Source organism: Blautia sp. DFI.9.10 (genome assembly GCF_024461705.1).
Classification (GTDB): domain Bacteria; phylum Bacillota; class Clostridia; order Lachnospirales; family Lachnospiraceae; genus Blautia_A; species Blautia_A fusiformis.
Genome location: NZ_JANGAA010000015.1, coordinates 34,356 through 58,961 on the forward strand (window position 1 = coordinate 34,356; position 24,606 = coordinate 58,961).

Consider the following 24,606-nt stretch of genomic DNA (forward strand, 5'->3'; position numbering starts at 1 on the left):
TTTGAACATTGAACGAATAAAAGAAGAACTTGCAAGAACCTACGTTAAGATTGAAAAGCTACAGAAAAAAGCAAGGGATCTGGAAGAACAGAAGAAACAGGCAGAGGATATGGAGTATCTGAAAATTATCCGAAGCAATGGAGTTTCCGCAGAGGAACTTCAGTTGATGATTGATATCAGTAAGGAGGAACAAAAAAAGATATTGGAAACCAGAGAAAAGGAGCAGACAGAAAATGAAGAAATTTCATAAAAGAGCAGCTGTATTTTTAACCGCAGCTACGTTAGCAGGACTTCCGGCAGGAGCTTTCTTTTATAGTTCGCCCGGAAGTCTGACTGTATGGGCAGATAATGTAGAAGTGGAATCATCAGAAGAAAGCAGCCCGGAAGATGTTGATTTTTCAGATGAATCAGAAGCTGAAATTCTTGCAGATCCAGTGGAACAGGCACAGGAAGATGCAGGAAATGATGTGACGGAAACACCGGAAGTAGGGATTACCTTTACAGAACCCGAAGGCTGGCAGACAGATACGGCAACCGTAAAAATTCAAGTGGAAGATACAAAGAATACAGGTGCTTTTTCTATTGCAAAAGTAGAAGCAAGACTTTCAGAAAATGGAGGATGGTCAGACATAACCGGAAATATGGAAGTATCCATCTCTTCTAATTGTAGTATTTATGTGAGAGTTACCGATCAGAATGGAAATACTTATGAGCAGAATCGTTACATAGAGTGTTTTGATAAAACCAAACCAACTATTATTGCGGCTGCGAAGAATGGGATACTGATCGTGCAGGGAGTTGATGCGGAATCGGGAATTGCTGCTTTGTATGTCAATGGAAATGAATTCACAGAACTGACGAATAATACATTAAATGTCCGTTTGCAAAAAGCGGATACTTCCTATGAATACTTTACCCTGCAGGCAAAAGACAAAGCAGGAAATATGTCAGAGATCTATAAAGTAGGAAACCCTTATTATGAAAATCCAGATGCAGTAAAAGAGAATACAGAGGTTTCCGGAACGGAGCAAAATGCAGCTTCTTTGCCAGCCGATGGAACTGCAAGTAAGCCCACCAGTGCTACGGCAACCGTAACGGAACATCAGACAACGAATGAGACTGCTACTGCACCAACAGAACCAGAAAACACAGGAAATGAAACGGATACAGAAGCAGATACCGGACGGGTGCAGGGAGAAAGTTCTGCTTCCGGCATGTCAACAGGAACAGTTCAGGACAAAGGGGGAAAGGAATTTTATACGATCAAGACAAAAAGTGATAAGGTTTTTTATCTGATCGTAGATAAGGATAAAACGGATGAAAATGTTTATCTTCTTACAGAGGTAGGCGAAAATGATCTGTTGAACTTTACGGATACCAACATGGTCACACTTCCACAGAACCAGGCTATTGCAGAATCCGCACTGCCACTTGAAACAGAGAAGATCACAGAGACACCGGAACCAGAAGTTACGATCATACCGGAAGAAAAGGAAGAACCTGAGAAGAAAAGCAATAATTCCGGCACGATTTTATTAATGCTGCTGGTTCTGGCAGGAGTTTGTGGTGCTTACTATTATTGGAAATTTATGAAAGGAAGAAATACTTCTTTTGATTATGAAGAGGACGAGGACGACGATGAGGAGGAAGATACAATTCGTGAGGATAATGAAGAATTAGAAGAATATGAAATGGAAGGTGAAGTAGAAGACGAAGAATCAGAGGAATAACTTTGTTTCACTTAATTACAGCGACAGGTGCAGAAAGGAGATTGAAAATTGCAGCTTGTAATTGCGGAAAAACCCAGCGTAGCCAGAAACATTGCGAAGGTGCTTCATGCCACAAACGTAAAAGATGGCTACCTGGAAGGAAAAGAATATCTGGTTTCCTGGTGTATTGGGCATTTGATTGAACTGGCTAGTGCGGATCAGTACCGGGATGACTGGAAAGCATGGAAATATGAAACACTTCCCATGATTCCGGAGAATTGGAAATATCAGATTAAAGAAAGTACCAAAGGGCAGTTTCGGGTTTTAAAGGAACTGCTTCACAGAGCAGATATCACAGAAGTTATATGTGCAACAGATGCAGGAAGAGAAGGGGAGTTGATTTTCCGTCTGGTATATAACCAGGCAGAATGTAAACTTCCCTTTAAAAGACTGTGGATTTCTTCCATGGAGGAAAAAGCAATTCTGGAAGGATTTCAGCAGCTGAAAGATGGACATGAATATGATGATCTTTATTATTCTGCAGTGGCGCGAAGTGAAGCAGACTGGCTGGTAGGAATTAATGCCACCAGACTGTTTACGGTACTGTATCACCATCGGTTGATTGTAGGTCGGGTGCAGACACCTACACTTGCAATGCTGGTGGAACGGGAAAAGAGCATCGAGAACTTCCAGAAAGAGAAGTATTATCTGGTTCATCTTCTGATGGATGGATTGGATGCTGTAAGCAGCCGGATAAAAGAGAAAAGTGCTGCCGTTCAGATGATGGAGGATATGAAGGATGAAACTGCACAGATTCTTTCAGTAAAGAAAGAGAAGAAAAAGGTACAGCCGCCGAAATTATATGATCTGACCACATTACAGAGGGAAGCAAATCGTCTTCTTGGATTTACGGCACAGCAAACCTTGGACTATACCCAAAGCCTTTATGAGAAGAAACTGGTGACGTATCCAAGGACGGATAGCCAATATCTTACAGATGATATGGATGAAAATGCTCTTCTGGTTGTCGGGGCAGTAAATAGTATGTTTCCTGAAATGTCAATAAAGGGTTCAGAACCAGATATAAAGAGACTTTTGAACAGTAAAAAGGTATCAGATCATCATGCAATTATACCAACGGTAGAAATTACAAACATGGATTTAAAAGCACTTCCGGGTGGAGAAAAGGAAATTCTCATGCTGATTGCATCAAAGTTATTATGTGCATCGGAACAGGAATACATATATGAGAGTATTAAGACTGAAATTTCCTGTCATGGAGAACTGTTTACTGCATCTGGAAAGAATGTTCTCCAATATGGATGGAAAGAAGTGGAAGAACGGTTCTTTAAATCATATGGGAAAAATGCAGAAAAGCCAGAAGAGGAGGAAAGTGATTTTCCAGATATAAAAATAGGACAGGTATTTGAATGTGTTGTTGTAAAATTTAGTGAACATTTTACAGCACCGCCGAAACATTATACGGATGTGATATTTTGTGAGCGTAAGGAGTGGATAGGAATTGAAGAAAGGAGTTCAGCATGAGAAGAAAAAAAGATAGAAGCAATGGCATTACTGCTTTGTATGAAAGACTGTCTCGTGATGACGATAATGCTGGCGAGAGTAATAGTATCGTTCATCAAAAGCAAATGCTTGAAGATTATGCTATAAAACATGGCTTTACGAATCTTGTTCATTTTACCGATGATGGTTGGAGTGGAGCAACTTTTGACAGACCTTCATGGAACAGACTTGTTGAAGGTGTTAAAAACGGAGAAATCACTGCCTGTATCTGCAAGGATATGTCCAGAATTGGCAGAGATCATCTGCAAGTAGGTTTTTTCACTGACATTCTGTTTAGAGAAAAGGAAGTTCGATTTATAGCAATCAATAATGGTATTGACAGTGACCGTCAAGAAACCAGTGAGTTTGCCCCTTTTCTGAATATCATGAATGAGTGGTTTGTCAGGGATACAAGTAAGAAAATTAAAGCTGTACTGAAATCCAGAGGTTCTTCCGGCAACGCTCATACAAGTAATATCCCACCATACGGCTATTTGAAAGACCCAGAAAACCCCGACCATTGGATTATTGATGAAGAAGCTGCTGAAGTAGTCCGCAGAATTTATCGTATGACTATTGAGGGAAAAGGACCTTATCAGATAGCAAGAGAACTTTCAGAAGAAAAAATTGAAAGACCATCTTATTATCTTGGCAAAAAGGGACTTGGAAATCATGCAAGCAACTATGACAAAGAAAATCCGTATATGTGGCGAGGAAATCAGGTTACTACTCTGATTGCCCGACCAGAGTATATCGGAAAGACTGTCAACTTCAGGACATTCAAAAATTCCTATAAGGACAAAAAGACGAAAAGGGCAGATAAGGAAGATTGGGTGGTTTTTGATGATACACAAGAGCCTATTGTCGATGAAGAAACATGGATGCTTGCTCAAAAGTTAAGACAGAATGTAAGAAAAGCAGACCCTATGGGTGAGCCTAATGTTCTAACCGGAAAGATTTACTGTGCTGACTGTGGTGCGCCGATGTATAATCACAGGCAACGAAAAGGGCGTGAAAGAATATACTATACTACCAAAGGCGAAAAGCGGATAAGCCATTCAAATCCGGCAGATTGTTATGAATGTTCCACTTATAATCTTGCTTATCAGAAGTATGACCGGCATTGTACTTGCCACCATATTTCAACAAAAGCACTTAAAAGCATCATTCTGAAAACCATACAAGAGACTTGCCATTATGTTTCTTTGAATGAGCAGGAGTTTGTCTATTCTCTGCAAGAAGAATCGGCGATGAAAGATATTGCTGTTTCTGAAACTGTAAAAAAACGCATTGAAAGAAATCAGAAGCGAGTTCACGAACTGGATATGCTTATCAGGAAAATCTATGAAGATAACGTAATTGGAAGATTGCCGGACAGGCTTTTTCAGAGTATGCTTACTGATTATGAAAATGAGCAGAACGAGCTAAACAAGATTATTGAGACTGACACCGCTGATATGCAACGAATTATAGGCGGTCAAAATAATGTGGAGCGTTTTCTAAAGCTGGTTAAAAAGTATGAGAACATTACAGAGCTTACTCCTGCCATGATAAATGAATTTATAGATAAAATACTGGTTCACGAGCCACAGGGAAAAGGTGCAGACCGCACCACAGAGGTGGAGATATATCTTAACTATGTCGGGCAATTTCAAGTACCTGTGGAGCAGCATGAACCAACAGAGGAAGAAAGGATTGCTGCTGAAAAAGAAGCAGATCGACTTCGCAGAAAACGAGAATCCAATCGTAAGTATATGAAAAAGATTCGTGAGAAATCAAAAAAATTTGCGGAGCATGAGCGTATAGCAGAAGAAAATAATTCTGATAGCAAGCTGTGTGCTGAACAGAACGCCACAAACAAATCAAATCGGCAAAAAGTGAAAGGAGAAAAAATAGCATGACAGAATTGAAACCACGAATCCATGACGAAAGCAACGGTCTGGACTATGTTCTTGTGGGCGATTACTATGTGCCGGACTTGAAGCTGCCGGAGGAACACCGCCCTATCGGTATGTGGGGCAGACTGCACAGGACATATTTAGAGCAGTACCACCCTGCAAGGTTCTCTGCCCTCTGTTTATCCGGCGAACTGCATACTTACCTTGCTGACCTGAACGAACAGGCAACGGAAAGGTGCAGCCTTATCATTGAGCAGATGAAACAAGCCGAGGGTGTGACCGAAACCATGAAAGCAGACAATCAGATATTGTGGGTACAGTCCATGAACTCTATCCGTAACCGAGCCGAAGAAATCATCAGACAGGAAATGATTTACTGCTGATTTTATCAAGTCCAAAACCAACAAATTTATATCGTAAACGAAGCGACAGGTATTTCCTTATGAAGTGTCTGTCGCTTTTCATTTATCAAACTTTAAGGAGGAAAACACAATGAAGATGAACCGGAATGAAATGGAAGCCCTTTATGCCTTTGGCTGTCCGAACCTGAAAGCAACTGTTGAGCGTTTGCGTATGGTGGCTGCCCTTGCACCCGATCCAGTGGCGAAGAAGCTGTTTTATATGCTTTCCGTCAAGCTGAGTGCTGAGGGTGTTGAAAGGTGGTATCGCTGCTTTTACTGCAAGCTGCGTGTGTTGAAAAACCATAGGGAGGGCTGCTATGGCGAGACTGACGAAGATTGAGAAAGAAACAATCGTTCTCTTTAATGAGGGCGAGGACAAGGCAAATATCTACACCCACAACGCCGGATTGAAAAAGAGGTTGGCTGCTTTTGCTAAGAAGTACCCTGACCTTTGCCGACTGGAAAAATCCAATGTTCAAGGCGGTGTTTCTTATGAGCTGGCAAAGTCCCGTCTGTCTATCCGTTTCTTGCCGCCTTACAGTGAGGAACGCAGACAGAAAGCCAGCGAATATGCGAAAAAGCATGGGCTGAACAGCCAGCAGGGATAATGTGATAATCAGGGCTGATATGCGGTTAAAATGTCAGGTGCAGACCTGATGTTTTGACCGTTGCCTATCGCCTGTGAGGAAAGTATCGGGGACTATGGATTTTGCAGAAATGTGCGTTACAGGTAAGTAAAAAAACTACTTGATAGAGTGTAAATTGAATTGTTCATATCGGTATGATATAATTTACTGAAATGAAGCAAGAAGGTGGACTTTTGTATGAAAAAATTTTTGAAAATATTGCTAATCATTATAGGAATAGTCTTTTTGATTTTTGCAGCACTGATATGTATTGGACTGTTTGTTGATTATGATGACCATATTGAAAATGGTCGCTATACTTATGTTCCGGAAGATGACAATAAAGACAATGCATATGTCGAATTCAATTTGAGCGATTACGATAAAAAGGATTCTGAACTCATATATTATAGTTCTGTCGAAGAAGCTATTTTGAATTCTCCTTTGAATACTGAAAATGAAGAATTTTCTGTTCCAGAAGATTTTCTTAATCATGTTGATGAAATATTGCATATATGGAATGGCAAACAGTATGATACGATTTTCTATCGGGCAGGAAGCGATAATGATCCCGTTCAAGGTTTTGTGATGGCACGCTGCAAAAAACAGGTGGAGGAAGCAACTGTACAATATGCGTTTATGAATGCTACACCGGTTACAACTAAAGCGGATAGCATTCTTATATCTGATATTACAGAACTAATTCATTCATCTTTAAAATTAAGTGATTTTCAACAGGACTTGAATCCAAATTATCCAGATACCAGATTTGTTTTTGGCTATGCACATGATAAGGAAATTTACTCATTAGAAGTAGAAGGTCAAAAGCCAGATGGTGTTATTGAAATCAATGTATATGACAGAACGATGTATCTATGGTATTATGATGATTTAAAGAGCGACAAGAGAGGAAACAATCTAAGTTATTCAGTAGATATGCCAGAGTAATTTTTCAAATTGTCTAATCTGCCACAACTGAATATGACCGTTAAGGTCAGATGAAGAAACCGATGTATTGAGCGTAAAGCGATCATGCGTCGGTTTTTCTTTTTGCAAAATAGTCCGGTGGACTGTTTTGTAAAACCGAAGGAACTGACAGAGCTTGGGACGGGGCGAAGTCAGTTTGTTCGGGCGGGAGTACAGAGGGTGCAACCCTTTGTGCATGGGTACAGGGAATGCAATACCCCTGTGCAGGTCAAGGGCGGCAGCCTTGCCCAGTTAAGTGGCGTTTCGCCACTTAGTACTGGGTATTACTTGACGCAGAAAGCCGCAAGGAATCAGCTTCGCTGCCCTTCTCCCCTGTCGGGGAAATCAAAAAGAAAAGGAGGAACTCATGTGAAATTAACAAGACACAATGGACGAGCCGGAAAGAATGGCGTTTATAATCCGAAGCACAATGACCGCAGTTTTGACATTGCCAACAGCGAACACATTGATGAAGAACGAGCCAAACAAAATCTCTATTGGGACTGTTACAATGGCTTCCGCAATTTCAAAAATCCCGAAAAGGAAAATGAGCTGTCTGCCACTTTTGAAGATGTGGAACAGCTTTTTTATCATCAGCGGTATCGTGATTTTGTGACAGGACAGAACGAAAGAAATGTGAAGAACAGACACCCTGAAAGGAATAAGGAAACCGGAGATTTGCTCAAAAGCAAAAAGACCTGTCCAGAGGAAACGGTCTATCAGATTGGAACGCTTGATAATCATGTTCCGCCGGAATTGCTCATTGAGATCGTCACAGAATTTATGGAAATCGTAAATGAGCGTTTCGGCTCTCATGTCCATATCCTGAATTGGGCGCTGCACTTGGATGAAAGCACCCCTCATATTCACGAGCGTCATGTGTTCGACTGTGAAAATCAATATGGGGAGATTGCCCCACAGCAGGAAAAGGCTTTGGAAGCACTGGGGTTTGAACTGCCGGAACCGGAGAAGCCTGTCGGAAGAAAAAATAACCGCAAGATGACTTTCGATTCAGCTTGCCGAGTGCTGCTGTTTGATGTGGCGAAAAAGCATGGCTTACAACTGGAAGAAGAACCGGAATATGGTGGTCGTGCTTATCTGGAAAAACAGGATTATATCCTTTTCAAGCAAAAGGAGCAACTGTCAGCACAGGAGCAAAAGCTGGAAGAACTCACGATGAAGATTGAGGATGTGGAAGCTCTGGTGGATGAGGTTGCCGATATTGCCTATGACAAGGCGGTTGAGGTCGTTGCTGATACTGTAAAACTGGAAACGCACAAGGAGGATATTAAGCTGGTGGAGCAGTCTAAGGCGTGGGTTCTCTCCCCTGAGCGTAAGGCTTCAAAGAAAGAAGTTGAGTATGCAGTGAAACGATTGGATGGCGTGATTGCCAGAATCACAAATGCTATGAAATCAACTATTCAGAAAATCCAAACTACGCTGATGAAACCGGAGGTCAAAAAAGCCGGAACGGAGCAAATCAAGAAGAAAGCCAAAAGTTCCATTATAGAGCAGTTGAGCCGCAAGAAGAAGGAAATGGCAGAGCGTGAAGTCAGCCGGACAATTCCGGCGAAAAGCAAAAAACAGGATATGGAACTTTAAGGCACTTGCTGTTTTCACTTTGAAAATGACAGGTGCTTTTGCTTTAGGGAGCAAGAAATTATCTTCCATTCTTTAGGTTGATGAAGTATAATGGAGATACACTATTTGAAAATCTTAAAGAGGTAACAGCTATCATGAAAAAACTATTAACATTGATGTTACTTGTTTCACTGTGCTTAAGCGGTTGTGCATTAGGGAACAATGTATCGGATATATTAAAGATATGTTAAAAGATTTTTTGCCAATAGAAAACAGTGATGATTGGATAATGTCGATATTAAGCAACAATATTAAGGTCGATAAAGATGGTGAAGAAACGTTAGAAATTTGTGGAGTAATGGGATAGGAGACCAGCTATGAATATTAAAGAACTTGTACTAGTAATCAGCATTCTTTTATCCATAAGAATAGCTGAATACGCTATGAAAAAATATAAGGAACAGAAAGACGTTGAGGTAACAAAAAAGCAGAAATCCAGAAAGCAGACAAAAAAATATATAATTACAGCACCCAGCATCTTGAAAGTAGGATTACCATGCGGAATATTTTTTGGTTGTACAACTATTGCTTTTATTTTAAGTCAGATCTTCAAATGGGAATTTGTACAACAGATAGAAAATTGTTATTTTATGTTGATTTGTTTGTTGGTATCTATAGGATTTACAGTATTAGGAATTGTTCTGACATTATATGGATACATATGGAAGATAGAATATGACACACAAGAGATTATCTACCGTTCTGCATTAGGAATTACAAGGAAATATAGAATTGAAGATATTACAAGATGCGTAGGAAAGAGAAGAAATCAATATCGCTTTTATCAAGGGGAGAAAAAGATATTCCAGTATGAAATGGATGCAGAAGGAGATGTTTATGATTTACTAATTATTTTGAAAAAAAGGGGGATAGATGAAGAAGAATTGATTCCATCTACGAAAGAGCACTGCATCGTAGAGCCAATGATTATCCGGAAAATATTGCCTATCATAGGTTTCTGCATTTATACTTTTTTTACAATTGTATTATTTTTGACTCGAGATGGGAAAATTTGGATGTATCTGTTGCTGGGAGTGATAGATTTACTGTTGCTTTATTACAGCGGTGTCTATTGGTATGATCAACTGGAAGTACAAGACAAACTTTATAAGAAAGATTTTCTAAAGAAAATGCGGACAGTTGAATTTAAAGAGATTACAAAGGTTGAGCAACACAAAAGTATAATAGAAAAGGAGTACATAATTATTTATGTAAAAGGAGAAAAACCAATAAAAATAGACAGATATAATGAAAATGTAGAAGTTTTGCTAATGAGATTAAAGGATGAAAAAATATCTGTAATGTGATTGATAAATAATGTGGAAGATTAGGATAAAGAAGAAGCAGTACTTATTCGGATAAAAAAGGAAAGCGGAGAACACCAGATCTCTTACTGGTACAATTTTCCAGTATTGAAACGTATATTGGTTCAGCATTTGGTGGTGCATTAGGTGGAATTTTGGGAGCACCTTCAGCTATAGGAAAAGTAGGTACAACTATAGGCGCTTCTGAAAAGATACTAAATTTTTTATCAAAGCCCTTTATTATTGGAGGGATTTCAAGTGGAACATCAACATTAGTTGGGGAAAGTCTTGAAACGATGACAGGAACAAATAAAAGGGGAATAGAACAAATCGGCTTGGATGTACTTGAAGATTTGATTTTAGGAGGTATCTTAGGCGGTATAGGATCAAAAATAAAAATAAAAGGATTAAATGCAGGAAGAAATAACTATCAAGCAATTTTTGCAGGAGGAATAACAAGGCTTGTTAATGGGACAGGTGCAATGCATCTTAAAACATTATTAAAAGGATATATTGCACAATTAGTTGAATCGATAAGAGATATCCTATTGTAAAAGGAAACGTGGTGGTATGAATGTGTATGTCAATGGAAGAAAGAAAAAAGCTTTTTTTGTTGATGGTATGACAGACCACTTTGATAACTTTATAAAGCGAATGGAAAAAGAGGGAAAAGAGATTATTCTTCCAGAAACAAAAGAAAAGAGATAGGTTTATAGATAAGCAGATTCCAGTTTGCATAACTGGTAGCCTAACCACAATTAAATCTTCAAAGCTTTACTAAGCAGGAAATCTGAAAAGGTCTCCTGCTTTTTGTAAGCGATGAATAATCACCCGGTCACGACTTCCTGGGAACCTTAAATATTCAGGTTCCCACGTTCTTCAGGTCTTACTTTTTCGATATCTATGATCCCGGTACATCTTTCTTTTATAAAGTCACTCCATGGCAGCAGCTGTTTTATGCCTGCGGGCTCATTTTTATAGTCCGGCATATACAGCAGCAAGGTGTAGAGATAATGATAGATGTTCAGGTTATTGGCTTTCGCTGTTTCTATGAGACTCAATACAATGGCACTTGCCGTTGCTCCATCAGCAGTATCATGAAACAGAAAGTTTTTACGCCCCGTCACATAGGTTTTTGCCCGACGTTCCGCTGCATTATTAGAGATCTCGCATCTTCCATCCAGTAGATAATTCATAAGGGTCTCTTTATGATTAAAGGCATAGTTTACCGCTTTTTCAAGCTTACTCCCGCCAGCAGGCTCCAGGGTTTCCAACCATGTCCAGAATTCATTCCAGATGGCAGGTTCTGTTTCCTGGCGTTTCTGTTTTCGTTCTTCCTGTGGAAGTTCTTTGTAGAGACGTTCCATATAGAAAAGACGGTTACAGAATGCAACTCCTTTTTCGGCAGGGAGCAGGGAACTGTCTTCTGCAGTTCCCTGCGGAGGTTCTGCAAGTTCCTGTTCAGAATTAATGTCCAGAAGTTTCAGCTTTTTCTGACGTGCTTTTGGGACTGCTTCAAAGAACTTACGCCTGCAGTGGGCAAGACAGCAGACCAGGACAACATCTTCGATCCTGCCGTATGCACTATACCCATCACACTGGAGCATCCCAGTGAAACCATGGAGAAATTCTATCGGATAATCCCCGCTCCGTCCGGGTCTGTAATCATACAGGATGATCGGTGGTTTTCCATCAGTCCCGCTCAGGTAGATCCACATATAGGATTTTGAAGTGGCAGTTTTTCCCTCTTCATGAAGCACCTGACAGGGTACCTCGTCTGCATGGAGGATCTCTCTTGCCAGCAGTTCCTGATGCATTACTTCATAGACTGGAGAGAGATATTCCAATGAACAGTAATTGTACCAGTGCGCTGCAGTTTCTCTTGGGACAGGCACCCCTTTTTCCATCCAGTCTTTTGACTGACGGTAAAAGGGAAGGTGCAGAAAGCTTTTCTGGTACATGACCATTGCCACCATATCCGGCGATGCGGGACTATGGGCAAGAAGCGGTGTCGGTGTTTTTGCCTCTACGATCATTGTTTCATCCTCCTGCCGACATACAGGACACATAAGGGTTTCCTGCATGTAATGGACCCTTACCACTTTTGCCGGAGTGATACGCAGTTCTTCCCGGACAAACTTATACCCCAGGTGTTCCATCGGGGAACCACAGTCCGGACAGATCCTTTCTTCCGGGGGAACATCGCAGGAGATCTCTTTTATGGGAAGGGCCTCATACAGATCTGCACGAACAGACTTTTTTCTTCTGGTCCGTGTATGTTCTTTTACAACGGTCACCGTTTCTTCCTCCTGGATTCCTTCCTCCTGATCAGGACGCCTGGTCTTTTCGCTGGATGTTCCAAAGATCTTCCTTTTCAGTTCATCTATCGTCTCGTTCAGGTTCGCAATAGTGCTGCGGAGCTCTTTTATGGTAGCTCTGAGATCCACAATGGTCTGTTCCTGTTCTTTATTCGTGTTTAATAAAAGCTGGATCATATCTTCTGTATCATGAGGCATGGCATTTCCGTCCTTTGTTTTCTTATCCCTATTATAAAAGAAGTACGGGGATATGGCAAACAGACGGGACAGATGGTACTGTCAATCTGACGGTACCTCAGTTGTGGATATCTTTCCTAAAAAAATGAAAGATATGCCTGTATGCTCATTCTTTTAGGAAAGATATCCACCTGCTGTTTTAAAACAGATGTTTTTTTGAGTCTCATCCACATCGCATTCGAAAGGAAAAAAGAAAGCAGTGGATAAGTGTCTGGCGGCTGCCTGCTGTCACGGATATAGAAAATTTAAAATTCTCTGTTTTGCACAAAGGATCAGAAATCTTTTTTTCTGCCTGTGCCTTTGATTGCTTTGGGCTGATCGATGGAAAGACCTTCCATAAGCCACCGGAATTCCTGACGCGTCAAAAGACGGGCTTCCGAAGCATTCCGCGGCCACTGGAACCTGCCGTTTCCGTCAAGCCTTTTCTGGAGCAGCACAAAACCATCCTTATCAAAATGGAGTGCCTTAAGTTTACGGCTATCCCTTCCACAGAAAAGATAAACTGCATTTGCATACGGATCGAGTTCATAAGTATCGCGTATGATAGCCATAAGCCCGTCGAAACTTTTTCGCATATCTGTACGTCCGGTGATAACGAAGATCTTAGACACACCGGACAGATCACCTAACATAAATCCTGCAGCGCTGATAACGTATGAAATATGGTCTCACGGTCTGCTGCGTTGGTGATCTCAATCTGGAAACTGTGATAAGTGATCTTTATAACAGAGTCTGGAATGGTATCCGTTTTGAGCTGCACTGAGGATGGGCAGACTGCCGGTTCCTCAAAAGAAAGCGGTACAACTTCCTGTTTTCCTGAAAAAGAAGAATGGACTGGTTCCGGTATCTCACAGGCTTTTTGTCGAAGTCTTCGTATCTGGTAATAAAAGTTGCTTGTATGGATATGATGTTCCTGACACCAGCATTTATCAGAAAGACCACTGGACCGGCATTCCTGGATCAGATCCAACCATTCTTTATCTGTACGTCTTGGATTTTTTTTAGGCATAAAAATTCAACTCCTGTTTTTTATTTGGAGTGAGATTAGCACAGGTACCAGAAGAACTGAAGTGAAATGGTCCTAAGTGCAAAAAACTGGAAAAGTTATAGAGATACCACTCCTTAGAGGGATTATCTCATAAATTTTGGATACTGAAAAACCGGTGGATTATTCATCGCTTACTGCTTTTTTGCACCTAAAATTAAATATGGAACTTTAAGGCACTTGCTGTTTTCGTTTTGAAAATGACAGGTGCTTTTTTCGTTTCTGGAAAGGAGTCACATGAATGTATTTGAAGTTGTAAAAGAAAATGTTACTGCCCGACAAGCCGCAGAAGCCTATGGCTTGAAAGTGGGTCGCACTGGTATGGCGTGCTGTCCGTTTCACTCGGATAAGTCCCCCAGTATGAAGCTGGATGAACGCTATTACTGTTTTGGCTGCGGAGCAACTGGAGACACTGTTGATCTGACAGCGAAGCTATTCGGTATCGGGCTGAGGGAAGCTGCTGTCAAACTTGCTGAAGATTTTGGTCTTAACTATGACAGCCGACAAAAGCCCAGTATTCGCCCTCGTATTCGTGAGCCGACACCGGAACAGAAGTATCAAAAAGAAGAAAATCATTGCTACAAGGTGCTGACGGATTATTTTCATCTTCTTAGAGAATGGGAAAAGAAATACGCTCCTAAACAGCCGGATGAGGAATGGAATCCCCTGTTTGCAGAAGCACTGTATAAGAAGAACTATATCGAATATCTACTTGATATTCTTCTGTATGGTTCATTGGAGGAACGAAAAGCACTTGTGGCAGAACAGAGAAAGGAGGTGTTAAAACTTGAACAGCGAATTGCAGAACTGTCAGCAGACAGAACCATGCACAGTAGAAGAAATCCGAAACAGCTTAGAGCAGAGCGAGAAAGGTAAGGTTTATAATACTGCCGCAAATTATAAGCGTGTTCTGCAATATGACCCACTTTTGAAAGGGGCTATCCGAAAAAATCTTCTGACTGAAAGAATCGACATTGTGAAGCCCCTCGGTTGGTATCGTGACAGCCCGACATTGACGGATGTGGATGTGAAATATCTGCTCCTATATTTTGAAGAAAACTATGGATTGACCGTAGAGAAGAAAATCATAGACGCAGTTGCGGTTATTGCCAATGAAAATCGTTACCACCCTGTCTGTGATTTTCTCAATGCCTTGCAATGGGACGGAACAGAACGCATACGCTTCTGTCTGCACCGCTTTCTCGGTTCTGATACAGATGATTACACCTATGAAGCATTGAAGTTGTTTCTGCTGGGTGCTATCTCACGAGCTTTTAAGCCGGGGTGCAAATTTGAGGTTATGCTCTGTCTTGTGGGCGGTCAGGGAGCCGGAAAGTCCTCTTTCTTCCGTTTGCTTGCGGTCAATGATGACTGGTTCTCTGATGACTTGAAAAAGCTGGATGATGAAAATGTGTACCGCAAAATGCAGGGGCATTGGATTATTGAAATGTCGGAAATGATTGCAACCGCCAACGCTAAGAGCATTGAAGAAATCAAGTCCTTTCTGAGCCGCCAAAAGGAAACCTATAAGATACCCTATGAAACACATCCGGCAGACAGAAAAAGACAATGTGTGTTTGGAGGTTCTTCTAATACCCTTGACTTTCTTCCCCTTGACCGAACAGGCAACCGCCGCTTCGTTCCGGTTATGGTCTATCCTGAAAGGGCTGAGGTTCATATTTTGGCAGATGAACAGGCTTCCAGAGCGTATATCAATCAGATGTGGGCAGAAGCTATGGAGATTTACAGAAGTGGCAATTTTCGTCTGAGATTTAGTCCGGCTATGAACGCTTATCTGAAAGCCCACCAAAAGGACTTTATGCCGGAGGACACAAAGGCAGGACAGATTTTAGACTATTTGGAACGCTATTCCGGCAGCATAGTCTGCTCTAAGCAGCTTTACAAGGAAGCACTGGGGCATGATTATGACGAACCGAAACAATGGGAGCTGCGAGAGATCAACGACATTATGAATAACGCTGTCACAGGCTGGAGGGCGTTTAGCAATCCGAGGTATTTTCCAGAGCCTTACCGCAGACAAAAAGGCTGGGAGCGTATCAGGAACGACAACGAGCCTGACAACAGCATGGATGGTTTTCAAGAAATCCAGACAGAGGAAATGGAACAGTTAGGGCTTCCGGAAGAATGGTTGAAGCAAAAATAAAAGCCAGTTGTCGCTTCGGTTGTCGAGCCGGTTGTCGGTCTGGTTGTCGGGCAAAAATCCCGAAAGCCTTGATATTGCGGCACTTTTCCCTCTCTGACAACCATGACAACCAATATTATAAAGAAAAAGGAAATAGTAAAAAGATAGTATCGCCCGATAAAGAAAAAAGGTTTTCTGATGTCCGTTGTCGGAACTTCGTTGTCAGACCTTTCCTTGTCGGGCTTTTTCATTCAAGGAGGAATATCGTATGACAAATATTGTGAACAGTACACTACCCACCCCAAATAACCATTCGGAGAAAAACAAACCGGATGGAGTTTTTGTGATTAAGCAAGGCAAAACAAATTATAAAGTCAAAGTGTTTTTTGACCATAGTAGCGGTTTGACTGCGGAGGACAGGTTGAAACGCATTATTCAGGCAGAAGCAGAGAGAGAATCTGCGTAAGTAATATGAAAAATATCCACGCACCCCCTTGACAAAAGCTTTCAGAGGATACGCTCCTTAGTGCCATGGAACACGCTGGAAGCTCGGATACGATAGAAGACGCAGAGAGAAAAGGGCTTGGAACTCCGGCTACCAGGGCAGCGATTATTGAAAAACTGATTGAGAAAGGCTTTATTGAGCGTAAAAAGAAGCAGATATTACCTACAGCAGATGGAAGAAATCTGATCAGGATTCTTCCGGAAATGATCAAATCACCAAAACTTACAGCAGAATGGGAAAATGATCTGACACTGATTTCCAGAGGCCAGAAAAATGTAGAAGAATTTCTCTTCGAAATTGAAAAAATGGTTACCAAATTGGTAAGTGATAATGGACAGCCAGTGGAAGAATACCAGAAACTATTTTCAGATGGTCGGAAAGAAATTGGAAAATGCCCAAGATGTGGCAATAAGGTTTATGTGGGAAAGAGAAATTATTATTGTTCAGGAAGTGATTGCAGTTTTACTTTATGGAAAAATAACCGATTTTTTGAGAGTCAGGGAAAAATACTTGATGAAGCAACTGTCAGGAAGCTGCTGAGTGAGAAGCAGGTGCATTTCAAAGATCTGGTATCAGAGAAAACAAAAAGGAAGTATGAAGCAACTATAAAGATGGAGGTTTCAGAAACCGGAAATCCAAAGTTTCAGTTGATTTTCCCGGAACGGAAGAAAGGAAAAAAGAATGAAGAATAAAAAAAATATGAGAAGATTTTTGTCGGGATTCTTGGCAATGCTTACAGTGTTATCTACAATTCTATCTCCAATACTGTCCTATGCGGCAGATGTAGTGCCAGAAGAGCCACCGTTATACGAAAAGGTAAAAAATGAACTTGATGCAGATGAGGTGGTAAAAGCAAAAGATCTGGAACTGGAAACAGGCAGTATTTTTGAAGTGGAGAAAGATTTTACCGGACTGGAAATACCAGATGAAAAAAAGGTGAAGATCACTTTCCATGAGGCAAAAAATGAGGAAAAGCAGGACTTTACAACAGATTACGAAGATACATACAAAGCTGTTTATTATGTAGAGCCAGTAAGTGGCCACCCAATTTATCAGATCAATCGTAAGCTGATTGTAAAGGAAGCGGTGGTGCAGGTTGCTGAATCTGAGAATCAGGAATCTGTAAGCAACCAGGAAGATGAGAATGAAGCAGAAGGCGAGGAACCAGCCATAGGCACTGCAGAGAGTGAAGAACCTGTGCAGGATGAGGTAAATGTAGAAATTCCGTCAGAGGATAAAATCTATGAAGAAGTAACTCCGACAGAAATTCCGGTTGAGGAAGAGCCAATAGATACACCAATCCCGGAAAATCCGTCTGAGGAAGTTTCAACAGAAGAACCTGCCATAGATGATAATCCGGATACAGACAGCACATTTGAAGAAATTACAGATACAGATCCGGAAGAAATGCCAGAGGCGACAGACGACTCTTTTACAGATGGAACAGAGAAAACAGAAGATGCAGATGGAAATTATCAGGTAAATATTGTTCGTGGAGAGGAATTTCATATTGAGCTGAACCATGAAGATGGACAGTATCAGCCAGGAGAAACCGTTGTATTTTCCGGAGATATGCCGCAAGGCAGCTTAATTGCAGTAGGAACAACAAAAGTACAGGCAAACCAGACAGAGAATACAGAAGATTTATTGTATTCAGAGGTGACTTATCACGAAGAATCGGATAAATTTAGTTTTGAAATGCCAGCAGATGACATTGACCTAAGTGTTTCCATGGATCAGGCAGAAAATGGTATCATGTTACCTGCAACCGATACTCCATGGGATGATGCAACAAATATTGAAGCAAATAAATATTACTATTATTCAGATGGCCAGCTTCATCCGTTTGATACAGTTATGGGACAGGGTGGAAATGACAGCTACAAATATGTTCGTTACAAAGCAGGCGGAAAGACTTATACAGTAAATGCGTATTGTATGCAGCACTCCATGCAGTCACCTCCAAGTGGGACAACATATAAAAATATGGTTGAACTGGATGAGGGCGGAGATGATAAATATTTGAGAAAAGCCTTATTCTATGGATATGGCGGTCCAGGATGGGGACATACATTCAATGGATATAATGTAAAATCCATTATGGAAAAATATGGATGCAGTTCTGAGACAAGAGCCATGCAGCATTACCTGGTTGACTATTTATATGATGGCGAATCCGGATTTGGAGGTGCGCTTTCTACAACCGCTAAAAATATGCTGAAAGAGATTAAAGCAGCTCTTGCTAAAATGCCTGATCCGACAGCAATGAAACTTCTTCCAGGACTTTCCGTTAATGCAACGGGAAAGGAAACTGAAAGTTTTACCTGGAAGGCAAATGAAGCATTTACCATTACCATTCATCTGGAGAACGGAGTAAGCCTTGTTAATGAAACCACAGGAAAAACGGCATCTGGAAATGTCACTGTAAAGGGTGGAGAGAAATTCCATCTTGTAGCTACAACAGCCAATATGGGCAGTCTGAAAGGAAAGTATGCGATCACTTCCAATTTTCCCCTGGATTTCCATGCAATGCTTTTAAAACTGGAGAGTTCACAGGACATTGGTTTTGGCTACTATACAGATTCCTCTGACCTGCAGATTACAGTTGACTGGCCGGAAGAAGCAGTTATTGAAATTACAAAGAAAGATGGCGATACTGGAAAAAATCTGGCCGGAGCCGTGTATGGAGTATATAGTGATAACGCCTGCACAAAGCTGATTGTTAAGATGCCGCCAACAGACAGCAATGGTTCTTCACGTGTAACTCTTACCAAGACACAGGATACTGTTTACTTAAAAGAAATCACAGCACCGGAAGGTTATGTTGTCCAGGCTTCTTCGTATGGAGTGAAATTAGTAGTTGGCAGTACAACCAAACAGACTGTAACGGACAAAGAGCAGAAAGGAAATCTGACCGTTTATAAAGAGGGAGAAGTTTTTGTAGGAGCTGTATCTGATGAAAATGGAACTTCATTCCAGTATGAGAAACGCCGTCAGAAAGGAGCCGTTTATAACGTATATGCTGCCGAGGATATTGTAACAGCAGGTGGAAAAACAGTTTACAAAAAAGGCGCAGAAGTAGCGAAAAATCTGATCACAGGTGAGAACGGTTCTGTAACGGTAAAGAATCTTCCGCTTGGAAGCTATAATGTAACAGAAGCACAGGCTCCGGAAAATTTTTATAATGCAAAAGAAACAAAAAAAGTAACCATTTCTTATGCAGGGCAGACTGCAGAAGCGGCTTTCTCAGAGACTACCTTTACAAATGACCGTCAGAAAGCAGTGGTGCAGGTGATAAAGAAAGACAAAGATACTGAAAATACACTATCCGGAGGGCATTTTGCTCTGTTTGCAGCGCAGGATATGAAAACTGTGGATGGAAAAGTAGCAGTAAAAAAAGATGCTCTGATTGAGACTGCAATTACTGGTACTGATGGAAAAGCAGCATTTAAAGCAGATCTTCCAGTGGGATTTTCTTATTATGTAAAAGAAGTCCAGGCTCCGGCTGGTTATGTCAGAAATGAGAAAGATACTTATTCTTTCCAGTTCAGTTATACCAATGATGAACAGGCAAAAATTTCTTTCAGTCATACTTTTGTGAATGACAGGGTCAGTGCTGCAATCTCTTTGAATAAAAAAGATGCCGAGACAAAAGAAAATAAGGCACAGGGAGATGCTTCCCTGGAAAATGCGGTGTATGGACTTTATGCAAGAAACGACATTACCCATCCAGATGGAAAGACAGGCGTTATTTATAAAGCCGGAAGCCAGATTGGTACGCTAACTACCGATAAAGAAGGAAAAGCAAGGATAGAGAATCTTTATCTTGGAGAGTATTACATCAAGGAAATTACCCCATCCGTAGGATATCTGGCAGACGAGCATGAATATGATCTTGTATGCAGTGATGAAGGTGATCTGACAGCGGTTGTAGAAAAAGAGTGTACCTCACTGGAAACGGTGAAGAAACAGCCGTTTGAACTTATTAAAGCTGCCAATAATGGAGACACAGATGCTGCATTACTATCCGGAGCTGGATTTAGTGCATATCTGGTATCTTCTTTGGTGGTAAAAGAGGATGGAAATTATGTTTTTTCCTCTGCAGAGCCGGTTGTGATCGGTGAAAATGGAGCAACGGAAATTTTTACAAATGAGAAAGGCTATGTAAAATCCATTGCAATTCCATATGGAACATATCTGGTGAGAGAAACTACAACACCCCATAATTACAAACCTGTAGATGATTTTATTGTCCGGATTACAGAGAATAAACCAACAGAGCCGCAGACATGGAGAGTTCTTTTGGATAAAGAATTTTCTGCAAAACTGAAAATCATTAAACAGGATGACGAGACTAAAAAATCAGTTTTAATTCCGGGAACAGAGTTTAAAATTTATGATCTGGATCATGAAAAATATGTAGAGCAGGTAACTACATACCCGACAACTGTTACACATACCTCATATTTCACAGATATAGATGGATATCTGATACTGCCTCAGAATTTAAAAATTGGTCATTATAGAATCGAAGAGGTAACAGCACCGGACGGTTATACCATTAACAAAAATTATGTCGAAATACAGGTGGATACCAATACCCTGTATCAGACGGATCCGGTTTCAGGTGATGCGGTCATTGAAGTGGTATATGAGGACCATTCGGTGAAAGGAAAACTCACTGTACAGAAAAAAGGAGAGGTTCTTTCGACCTATAAGAATGATTTTAGATATGAAGTTCAAAACCTTTCCGGTGCAGTATATGAAGTATATGCTGCAGAGGATATCTATACAGCAGATTTCCAGAAAGATGATACAGGAAAAAGAATCCTGAAATATGCAAAGGGTGAAAAAGTTGCAGAACTGACAACGGATGAATCCGGAAAAGCAGAGCTTGATAATCTGCCTCTAGGAGAATACAAAGTTGTAGAAAAGACTGCACCGGAGGGATTTGTATTAAATGAAGAAGAACAGAAGATTTCTTTCGTCTATGCAGACCAGGATACACCAGTGATCTCACAGAGTGCAGAGTTTATAAATGACCGCCAGAAAGTAGAAGTGTCAGTTGTGAAAAAAGATGCTGAAAATGAGAAAGGGCTTTCTGGAGCAGAGTTTGGTCTTTACGCAAAAGAGGATATAAAAGCAGGGGATAAGGTACTGGTAAAAGCAGACGAACTGCTTACAAAAGCGGTAACAGGTGAAGATGGAAAAACTGTTTTTGAGCAGGATCTGCCATTTGGAACTTATTATATAAAAGAACTGGCAGCACCAGATGGTTTTGTATCTTCAGATGAGCAGATTGAGGTGACTGCGAAATATCAGGGACAGGAAGTAAAAACAGTAAAACTGGAAACCGTTTTTAAGAATGAGCCGACAACAACTGAATTTACGAAATCAGATATTACAACAGGTGTGGAACTTGACGGAGCAACACTGACGGTTTTGGATTCAGACGGAAAAGAAGTAGAAAAATGGACTTCTGTAAAAGGAAAAGCTCATGTAATAAAAAGACTCCATGTGGGAAAAACCTACACACTTCGGGAAGAGTTTGCACCATATGGTTATCTGCAGGCGGAGGAAGTGAAATTTACAGTTTCTGATACTGCAGATGTTCAAAAAGTAGAAATGAAGGATGCTGTTCCGGTTGGACGAATCATCATCAATAAAAAAGGTGAATTTGTCAAAGAAGTTACCTGGAAAGATATGCTGGCAGGCGGCATGGACGCAGCATTTGGCTATGTTACAGGTTCTTTGAAAGATGTTACTTTTGAAATTTATGCAGCGGAGGATATCAAGGCTGCAGATGGGGAAAGCAGTGATTATTATAAAAAGGACGAATTGGTAGCAACAATTACGACAGATGCTCTTGGATATGCAAGATCAGAAGATCTTCCTTTAGGCAAATATTATGTAAAGGAAAAAGAGACGGCGGATGGATATGTTCTGGATGGAGAAATCAGAGAGGTTGATCTGACTTATCGTGATCAGAATACTCCGGTTGTGACTTATGATGAGGACTGGCAGAATAACCGCCAGAAAGCAAAAGTAACTGTAGTTAAGAAAGAAAAAAATACAGACCGTGTTCTGGAAGGCGGAGTATTTGCACTTTATACAAAGAATGATATTTTAAATGCAGAAGGCGAAGTAATCCTGAAAGCAGATACCATGATCGAGCAGAAAGCTACGGATCAGGATGGAAGGATTGTATTTACGGCAGATCTTCCAATCAATGGCAGCTACTATGTAAAAGAAGTGCAGGCTCCTGCTGGATTTGTGACAACAGAAGAAATCAAGGAATTTGATTTTGCTTATGCGGGAGAAGAGGTTGCAGAAGTATCCTTTGAGTTCACTTATGAAGATGAGCCAACTACTTTTGAAATCACAAAATCAGATATTACAACCGGGGAAGAATTACCAGGTGCAAAACTGAAAGTATCCGATTCAGAGGGAAACGTTGTGGATGAGTGGACATCCGGAAGCACACCACACATCATTAAGGAACTGGAAGTTGGAAAGAAATATACATTAACAGAGACAATTCCTGCTGATGGCTATGCAACTGCAGAATCCATTACGTTTGTAGTAGAAAATACTGCAGATATACAGAAAGTAGAAATGCAGGACGATACAACAAAAATTCTGATCAGTAAGGTGGATATGACAGATGGAAGCAGCGAGGTCAAAGGTGCGAAGCTGTATATCCTTAATGAAAACCAGGAAGTTATGGAAAGCTGGACGTCTGGTGATCAGCCCCATTATGTGGAGAAACTTCCAATCGCTACTTATACATTATTGGAGGAAACAGCACCGAAGGGTTACATTGTGGCAAATAAAGTGACATTTGAGATTAAGGACACCGGAGATATTCAGGGAGCCAAAATGGAAGATGAACAGGCAATGGGCAAGGTGATCTTAAATAAAACAGATAAAGATACCAAGAAGCCAATGAAAGGTGTAGAATTTGCCCTTTGTGACAGTAAAGGTAAAGTTCTGGAAACTCTGGTAACAGACAGTGCCGGCCATGCAGAATCAAAGAATTATCCGATTGCGACTTTTAAGAATGGGCAGTATAAAAAAGCAATCACATATATCCTGAAAGAAACAAAAACACTGGATGGCTATCAGCTTGATGAAACCGAGCATAAGATTCAGTTTGAATATGTCAATGACCGTACTCCTGTGATTGAATATACTCTGGATCTGACAAATAAGAAAGCTCCGGAAAAAGACACTCCGGAAACATCAGAAAACCAGGGAGTCAGCACTCCTGTTTCCCATGGTTCTGATGCGACTTCTGTATCCAATTCACCAAAAACAGGAGATAATACAAATATTGCTATTTTTGTGCTGGCGCTTGCAGTATCAGCAGGATGTCTGGGAACTGTAGTGACAGTTAAGAGAAAACGCAAATGATAATATAAATAGTGTTCTGGGGCTGTGGTTACTGCACAGCCCCATTTTGAAAAGGAGAAGAAATTGAAATTAGGAGCAAGAATAAGAAAAATCCGTATGTTTCGCAACATAACTCAAAAGGAATTGGGACGCAGGTTAGGATATGGGGAAAGTAGTGCGGATGTGAGAATCGCCCAATATGAAAGTGGACAGCGTACACCGAAGCAGGAAACGCTTATCCGGATAGCAGAAATATTGGAAGTTGATGTCCGAAATTTTTTAAGTCCTGGAATTGCGACAATGGACGAATTAATGGAAACTTTATTCTGGATGGATGAAGAAAATAGAGGGCTTTTTCATCTGTTCCTGCTAAATGATTCAGAAAGTGAAATAGTTGGAATCACAATGAGGGATAAAAAAACAATGTCTTATCTGCAGGAATGGATGGGGAAAAAGCAGAAACTGGGCGATGGAAGAATTACAGAAGAGGAATATCTGGAATGGAAACTGCATTGGCCAGAGGATAAGAGAAAAACAGAATATAAAACCGTATGAAGTAAAAAGGAATTGCTTTGCGGAGAGTTACCTGTTAGAATATTACTGGAGCAACCGTGTACAGGGTTGGTAAAAACCTCCTGGATTTTCAGATTCCGTTAAGGGATACAGAAGAAGGGAGGTGGAGCGAATGGATACATACGAAGTCTTGAGCTTATTGTTCTTAGGCGGTACGTTTCTGATTGCTTTGCTTGCCTATTTGGATAATAGGGACAACAAGCGAAAAAAATAGCCTACCCTGTCTGCCAACAGGATAGGCAGCTCTCTTTGAGAGCAAAATAAATTAAAACCTAATCCAGGAGC

Annotated in this window: 22 protein-coding genes; 19 read left to right on the forward strand and 3 right to left on the reverse strand. The window is 40.8% G+C overall.

Annotated features, from left to right (window positions below; all coding sequences use genetic code 11):
• Window position 1 precedes the first annotated feature (1 nt).
• The 12 genes from NE671_RS10170 to NE671_RS10225 all read left to right on the forward strand — a co-directional run bounded on the left by NE671_RS10170 (window position 2) and on the right by NE671_RS10225 (window position 10,816).
• Window positions 2-250, forward strand: a complete 249-nt coding sequence (locus NE671_RS10170; RefSeq protein ID WP_021652602.1) for a DUF4315 family protein — start codon at window positions 2-4, stop codon at window positions 248-250.
• Window positions 234-1,730 (forward strand): CD1107 family mobile element protein, encoded by a 1,497-nt coding sequence (locus NE671_RS10175; protein ID WP_173740454.1) that lies wholly within the window; start codon window positions 234-236, stop codon window positions 1,728-1,730. Before NE671_RS10170 ends, NE671_RS10175 begins: the two co-directional genes overlap by 17 nt.
• Window positions 1,731-1,778: 48 nt before the next feature.
• Window positions 1,779-3,254: a DNA topoisomerase gene (locus NE671_RS10180; protein WP_256163948.1), complete on the forward strand. Its 1,476-nt coding sequence runs from the start codon at window positions 1,779-1,781 to the stop codon at window positions 3,252-3,254.
• Window positions 3,251-5,173, forward strand: coding sequence for a recombinase family protein (locus NE671_RS10185; protein ID WP_256163949.1), 1,923 nt, complete (start codon window positions 3,251-3,253; stop codon window positions 5,171-5,173). Before NE671_RS10180 ends, NE671_RS10185 begins: the two co-directional genes overlap by 4 nt.
• Window positions 5,170-5,553 carry a TnpV protein gene (locus NE671_RS10190; RefSeq protein WP_007488505.1) on the forward strand — a complete coding sequence of 128 codons (384 nt, stop codon included), beginning with the start codon at window positions 5,170-5,172 and terminating at the stop codon, window positions 5,551-5,553. Before NE671_RS10185 ends, NE671_RS10190 begins: the two co-directional genes overlap by 4 nt.
• 109 nt (window positions 5,554-5,662) lie before the next feature.
• Window positions 5,663-5,911, forward strand: a complete 249-nt coding sequence (locus NE671_RS10195) for a hypothetical protein (RefSeq protein WP_007488504.1) — start codon at window positions 5,663-5,665, stop codon at window positions 5,909-5,911.
• Window positions 5,889-6,179 (forward strand): hypothetical protein, encoded by a 291-nt coding sequence (locus tag NE671_RS10200; RefSeq protein WP_007488503.1) that lies wholly within the window; start codon window positions 5,889-5,891, stop codon window positions 6,177-6,179. The genes NE671_RS10195 and NE671_RS10200 overlap by 23 nt, the downstream gene beginning before the upstream one ends.
• Before the next feature lie 216 nt (window positions 6,180-6,395).
• On the forward strand, window positions 6,396-7,145 hold the full coding sequence (locus tag NE671_RS10205) for a hypothetical protein (RefSeq protein WP_050006303.1): 750 nt from the start codon (window positions 6,396-6,398) through the stop codon (window positions 7,143-7,145).
• An 84-nt stretch (window positions 7,146-7,229) separates the two neighbouring features.
• Window positions 7,230-8,765 (forward strand): plasmid recombination protein, encoded by a 1,536-nt coding sequence (locus NE671_RS10210; protein WP_215651041.1) that lies wholly within the window; start codon window positions 7,230-7,232, stop codon window positions 8,763-8,765.
• A 356-nt stretch (window positions 8,766-9,121) separates the two neighbouring features.
• The gene (locus tag NE671_RS10215) at window positions 9,122-10,111 is read left to right on the forward strand and encodes a DUF6560 family protein (protein ID WP_117962072.1); all 990 of its coding nucleotides are present in this window, start codon (window positions 9,122-9,124) and stop codon (window positions 10,109-10,111) included.
• A 152-nt stretch (window positions 10,112-10,263) separates the two neighbouring features.
• Window positions 10,264-10,662 carry a hypothetical protein gene (locus NE671_RS10220; RefSeq protein WP_256163950.1) on the forward strand — a complete coding sequence of 133 codons (399 nt, stop codon included), beginning with the start codon at window positions 10,264-10,266 and terminating at the stop codon, window positions 10,660-10,662.
• Window positions 10,663-10,678: 16 nt separating this feature from the next.
• The gene (locus NE671_RS10225; RefSeq protein ID WP_256163951.1) at window positions 10,679-10,816 is read left to right on the forward strand and encodes a hypothetical protein; all 138 of its coding nucleotides are present in this window, start codon (window positions 10,679-10,681) and stop codon (window positions 10,814-10,816) included.
• A 146-nt stretch (window positions 10,817-10,962) separates the two neighbouring features.
• On the opposite strand, the gene tnpC is transcribed toward NE671_RS10225, so the two are convergent.
• The 3 genes from tnpC to tnpA all read right to left on the reverse strand — a co-directional run bounded on the left by tnpC (window position 10,963) and on the right by tnpA (window position 13,672).
• Entirely contained in the window at window positions 10,963-12,624 is a 1,662-nt protein-coding gene (gene tnpC, locus NE671_RS10230; protein ID WP_055056075.1) for an IS66 family transposase, read from the reverse strand.
• Between the two features lie 311 nt (window positions 12,625-12,935).
• The gene (gene tnpB, locus NE671_RS10235) at window positions 12,936-13,295 is read right to left on the reverse strand and encodes an IS66 family insertion sequence element accessory protein TnpB (protein ID WP_081019426.1); all 360 of its coding nucleotides are present in this window, start codon (window positions 13,293-13,295) and stop codon (window positions 12,936-12,938) included.
• Complete coding sequence (tnpA, locus tag NE671_RS10240) at window positions 13,289-13,672, reverse strand: IS66 family insertion sequence element accessory protein TnpA (RefSeq protein WP_055056074.1); 384 nt, start codon at window positions 13,670-13,672, stop codon at window positions 13,289-13,291. The genes tnpB and tnpA overlap by 7 nt, the downstream gene beginning before the upstream one ends.
• Before the next feature lie 273 nt (window positions 13,673-13,945).
• Between tnpA and NE671_RS10245 the strand changes: the two genes are divergently transcribed.
• The 7 genes from NE671_RS10245 to NE671_RS10275 all read left to right on the forward strand — a co-directional run bounded on the left by NE671_RS10245 (window position 13,946) and on the right by NE671_RS10275 (window position 24,535).
• Window positions 13,946-14,584, forward strand: coding sequence for a CHC2 zinc finger domain-containing protein (locus NE671_RS10245; protein ID WP_117961801.1), 639 nt, complete (start codon window positions 13,946-13,948; stop codon window positions 14,582-14,584).
• Entirely contained in the window at window positions 14,496-15,872 is a 1,377-nt protein-coding gene (locus NE671_RS10250) for a virulence-associated E family protein (protein ID WP_256163952.1), read from the forward strand. Before NE671_RS10245 ends, NE671_RS10250 begins: the two co-directional genes overlap by 89 nt.
• Before the next feature lie 247 nt (window positions 15,873-16,119).
• On the forward strand, window positions 16,120-16,317 hold the full coding sequence (locus tag NE671_RS10255; RefSeq protein ID WP_005335835.1) for a hypothetical protein: 198 nt from the start codon (window positions 16,120-16,122) through the stop codon (window positions 16,315-16,317).
• Between the two features lie 65 nt (window positions 16,318-16,382).
• Window positions 16,383-17,048: a DNA topoisomerase gene (locus NE671_RS10260; RefSeq protein WP_242997065.1), complete on the forward strand. Its 666-nt coding sequence runs from the start codon at window positions 16,383-16,385 to the stop codon at window positions 17,046-17,048.
• A complete protein-coding gene (locus NE671_RS10265) occupies window positions 17,038-23,769 on the forward strand; it encodes a SpaA isopeptide-forming pilin-related protein (protein WP_256163953.1) in 6,732 nt (2,243 codons plus the stop codon). The genes NE671_RS10260 and NE671_RS10265 overlap by 11 nt, the downstream gene beginning before the upstream one ends.
• A 63-nt stretch (window positions 23,770-23,832) precedes the next feature.
• The gene (locus NE671_RS10270; protein WP_118511759.1) at window positions 23,833-24,303 is read left to right on the forward strand and encodes a helix-turn-helix domain-containing protein; all 471 of its coding nucleotides are present in this window, start codon (window positions 23,833-23,835) and stop codon (window positions 24,301-24,303) included.
• Between the two features lie 130 nt (window positions 24,304-24,433).
• The gene (locus NE671_RS10275) at window positions 24,434-24,535 is read left to right on the forward strand and encodes a putative holin-like toxin (RefSeq protein ID WP_015524590.1); all 102 of its coding nucleotides are present in this window, start codon (window positions 24,434-24,436) and stop codon (window positions 24,533-24,535) included.
• The last annotated feature ends 71 nt before the right edge of the window (window positions 24,536-24,606 follow it).

Coding starts and splice junctions, on each gene's coding strand:
- NE671_RS10175 (WP_173740454.1), top strand. CDS start 234: ATGAAGAAATTTCATAAAAGAGCAGCTGTATTTTTAACCGCAGCTACG.
- NE671_RS10185 (WP_256163949.1), top strand. CDS start 3,251: ATGAGAAGAAAAAAAGATAGAAGCAATGGCATTACTGCTTTGTATGAA.
- NE671_RS10190 (WP_007488505.1), top strand. CDS start 5,170: ATGACAGAATTGAAACCACGAATCCATGACGAAAGCAACGGTCTGGAC.
- NE671_RS10195 (WP_007488504.1), top strand. CDS start 5,663: ATGAAGATGAACCGGAATGAAATGGAAGCCCTTTATGCCTTTGGCTGT.
- NE671_RS10200 (WP_007488503.1), top strand. CDS start 5,889: ATGGCGAGACTGACGAAGATTGAGAAAGAAACAATCGTTCTCTTTAAT.
- NE671_RS10205 (WP_050006303.1), top strand. CDS start 6,396: ATGAAAAAATTTTTGAAAATATTGCTAATCATTATAGGAATAGTCTTT.
- NE671_RS10210 (WP_215651041.1), top strand. CDS start 7,230: ATGCGTCGGTTTTTCTTTTTGCAAAATAGTCCGGTGGACTGTTTTGTA.
- NE671_RS10215 (WP_117962072.1), top strand. CDS start 9,122: ATGAATATTAAAGAACTTGTACTAGTAATCAGCATTCTTTTATCCATA.
- NE671_RS10225 (WP_256163951.1), top strand. CDS start 10,679: ATGAATGTGTATGTCAATGGAAGAAAGAAAAAAGCTTTTTTTGTTGAT.
- tnpC (WP_055056075.1), bottom strand. CDS start 12,624: ATGCCTCATGATACAGAAGATATGATCCAGCTTTTATTAAACACGAAT.
- tnpB (WP_081019426.1), bottom strand. CDS start 13,295: ATGTTAGGTGATCTGTCCGGTGTGTCTAAGATCTTCGTTATCACCGGA.
- tnpA (WP_055056074.1), bottom strand. CDS start 13,672: ATGCCTAAAAAAAATCCAAGACGTACAGATAAAGAATGGTTGGATCTG.
- NE671_RS10245 (WP_117961801.1), top strand. CDS start 13,946: ATGAATGTATTTGAAGTTGTAAAAGAAAATGTTACTGCCCGACAAGCC.
- NE671_RS10255 (WP_005335835.1), top strand. CDS start 16,120: ATGACAAATATTGTGAACAGTACACTACCCACCCCAAATAACCATTCG.
- NE671_RS10260 (WP_242997065.1), top strand. CDS start 16,383: ATGGAACACGCTGGAAGCTCGGATACGATAGAAGACGCAGAGAGAAAA.
- NE671_RS10265 (WP_256163953.1), top strand. CDS start 17,038: ATGAAGAATAAAAAAAATATGAGAAGATTTTTGTCGGGATTCTTGGCA.
- NE671_RS10275 (WP_015524590.1), top strand. CDS start 24,434: ATGGATACATACGAAGTCTTGAGCTTATTGTTCTTAGGCGGTACGTTT.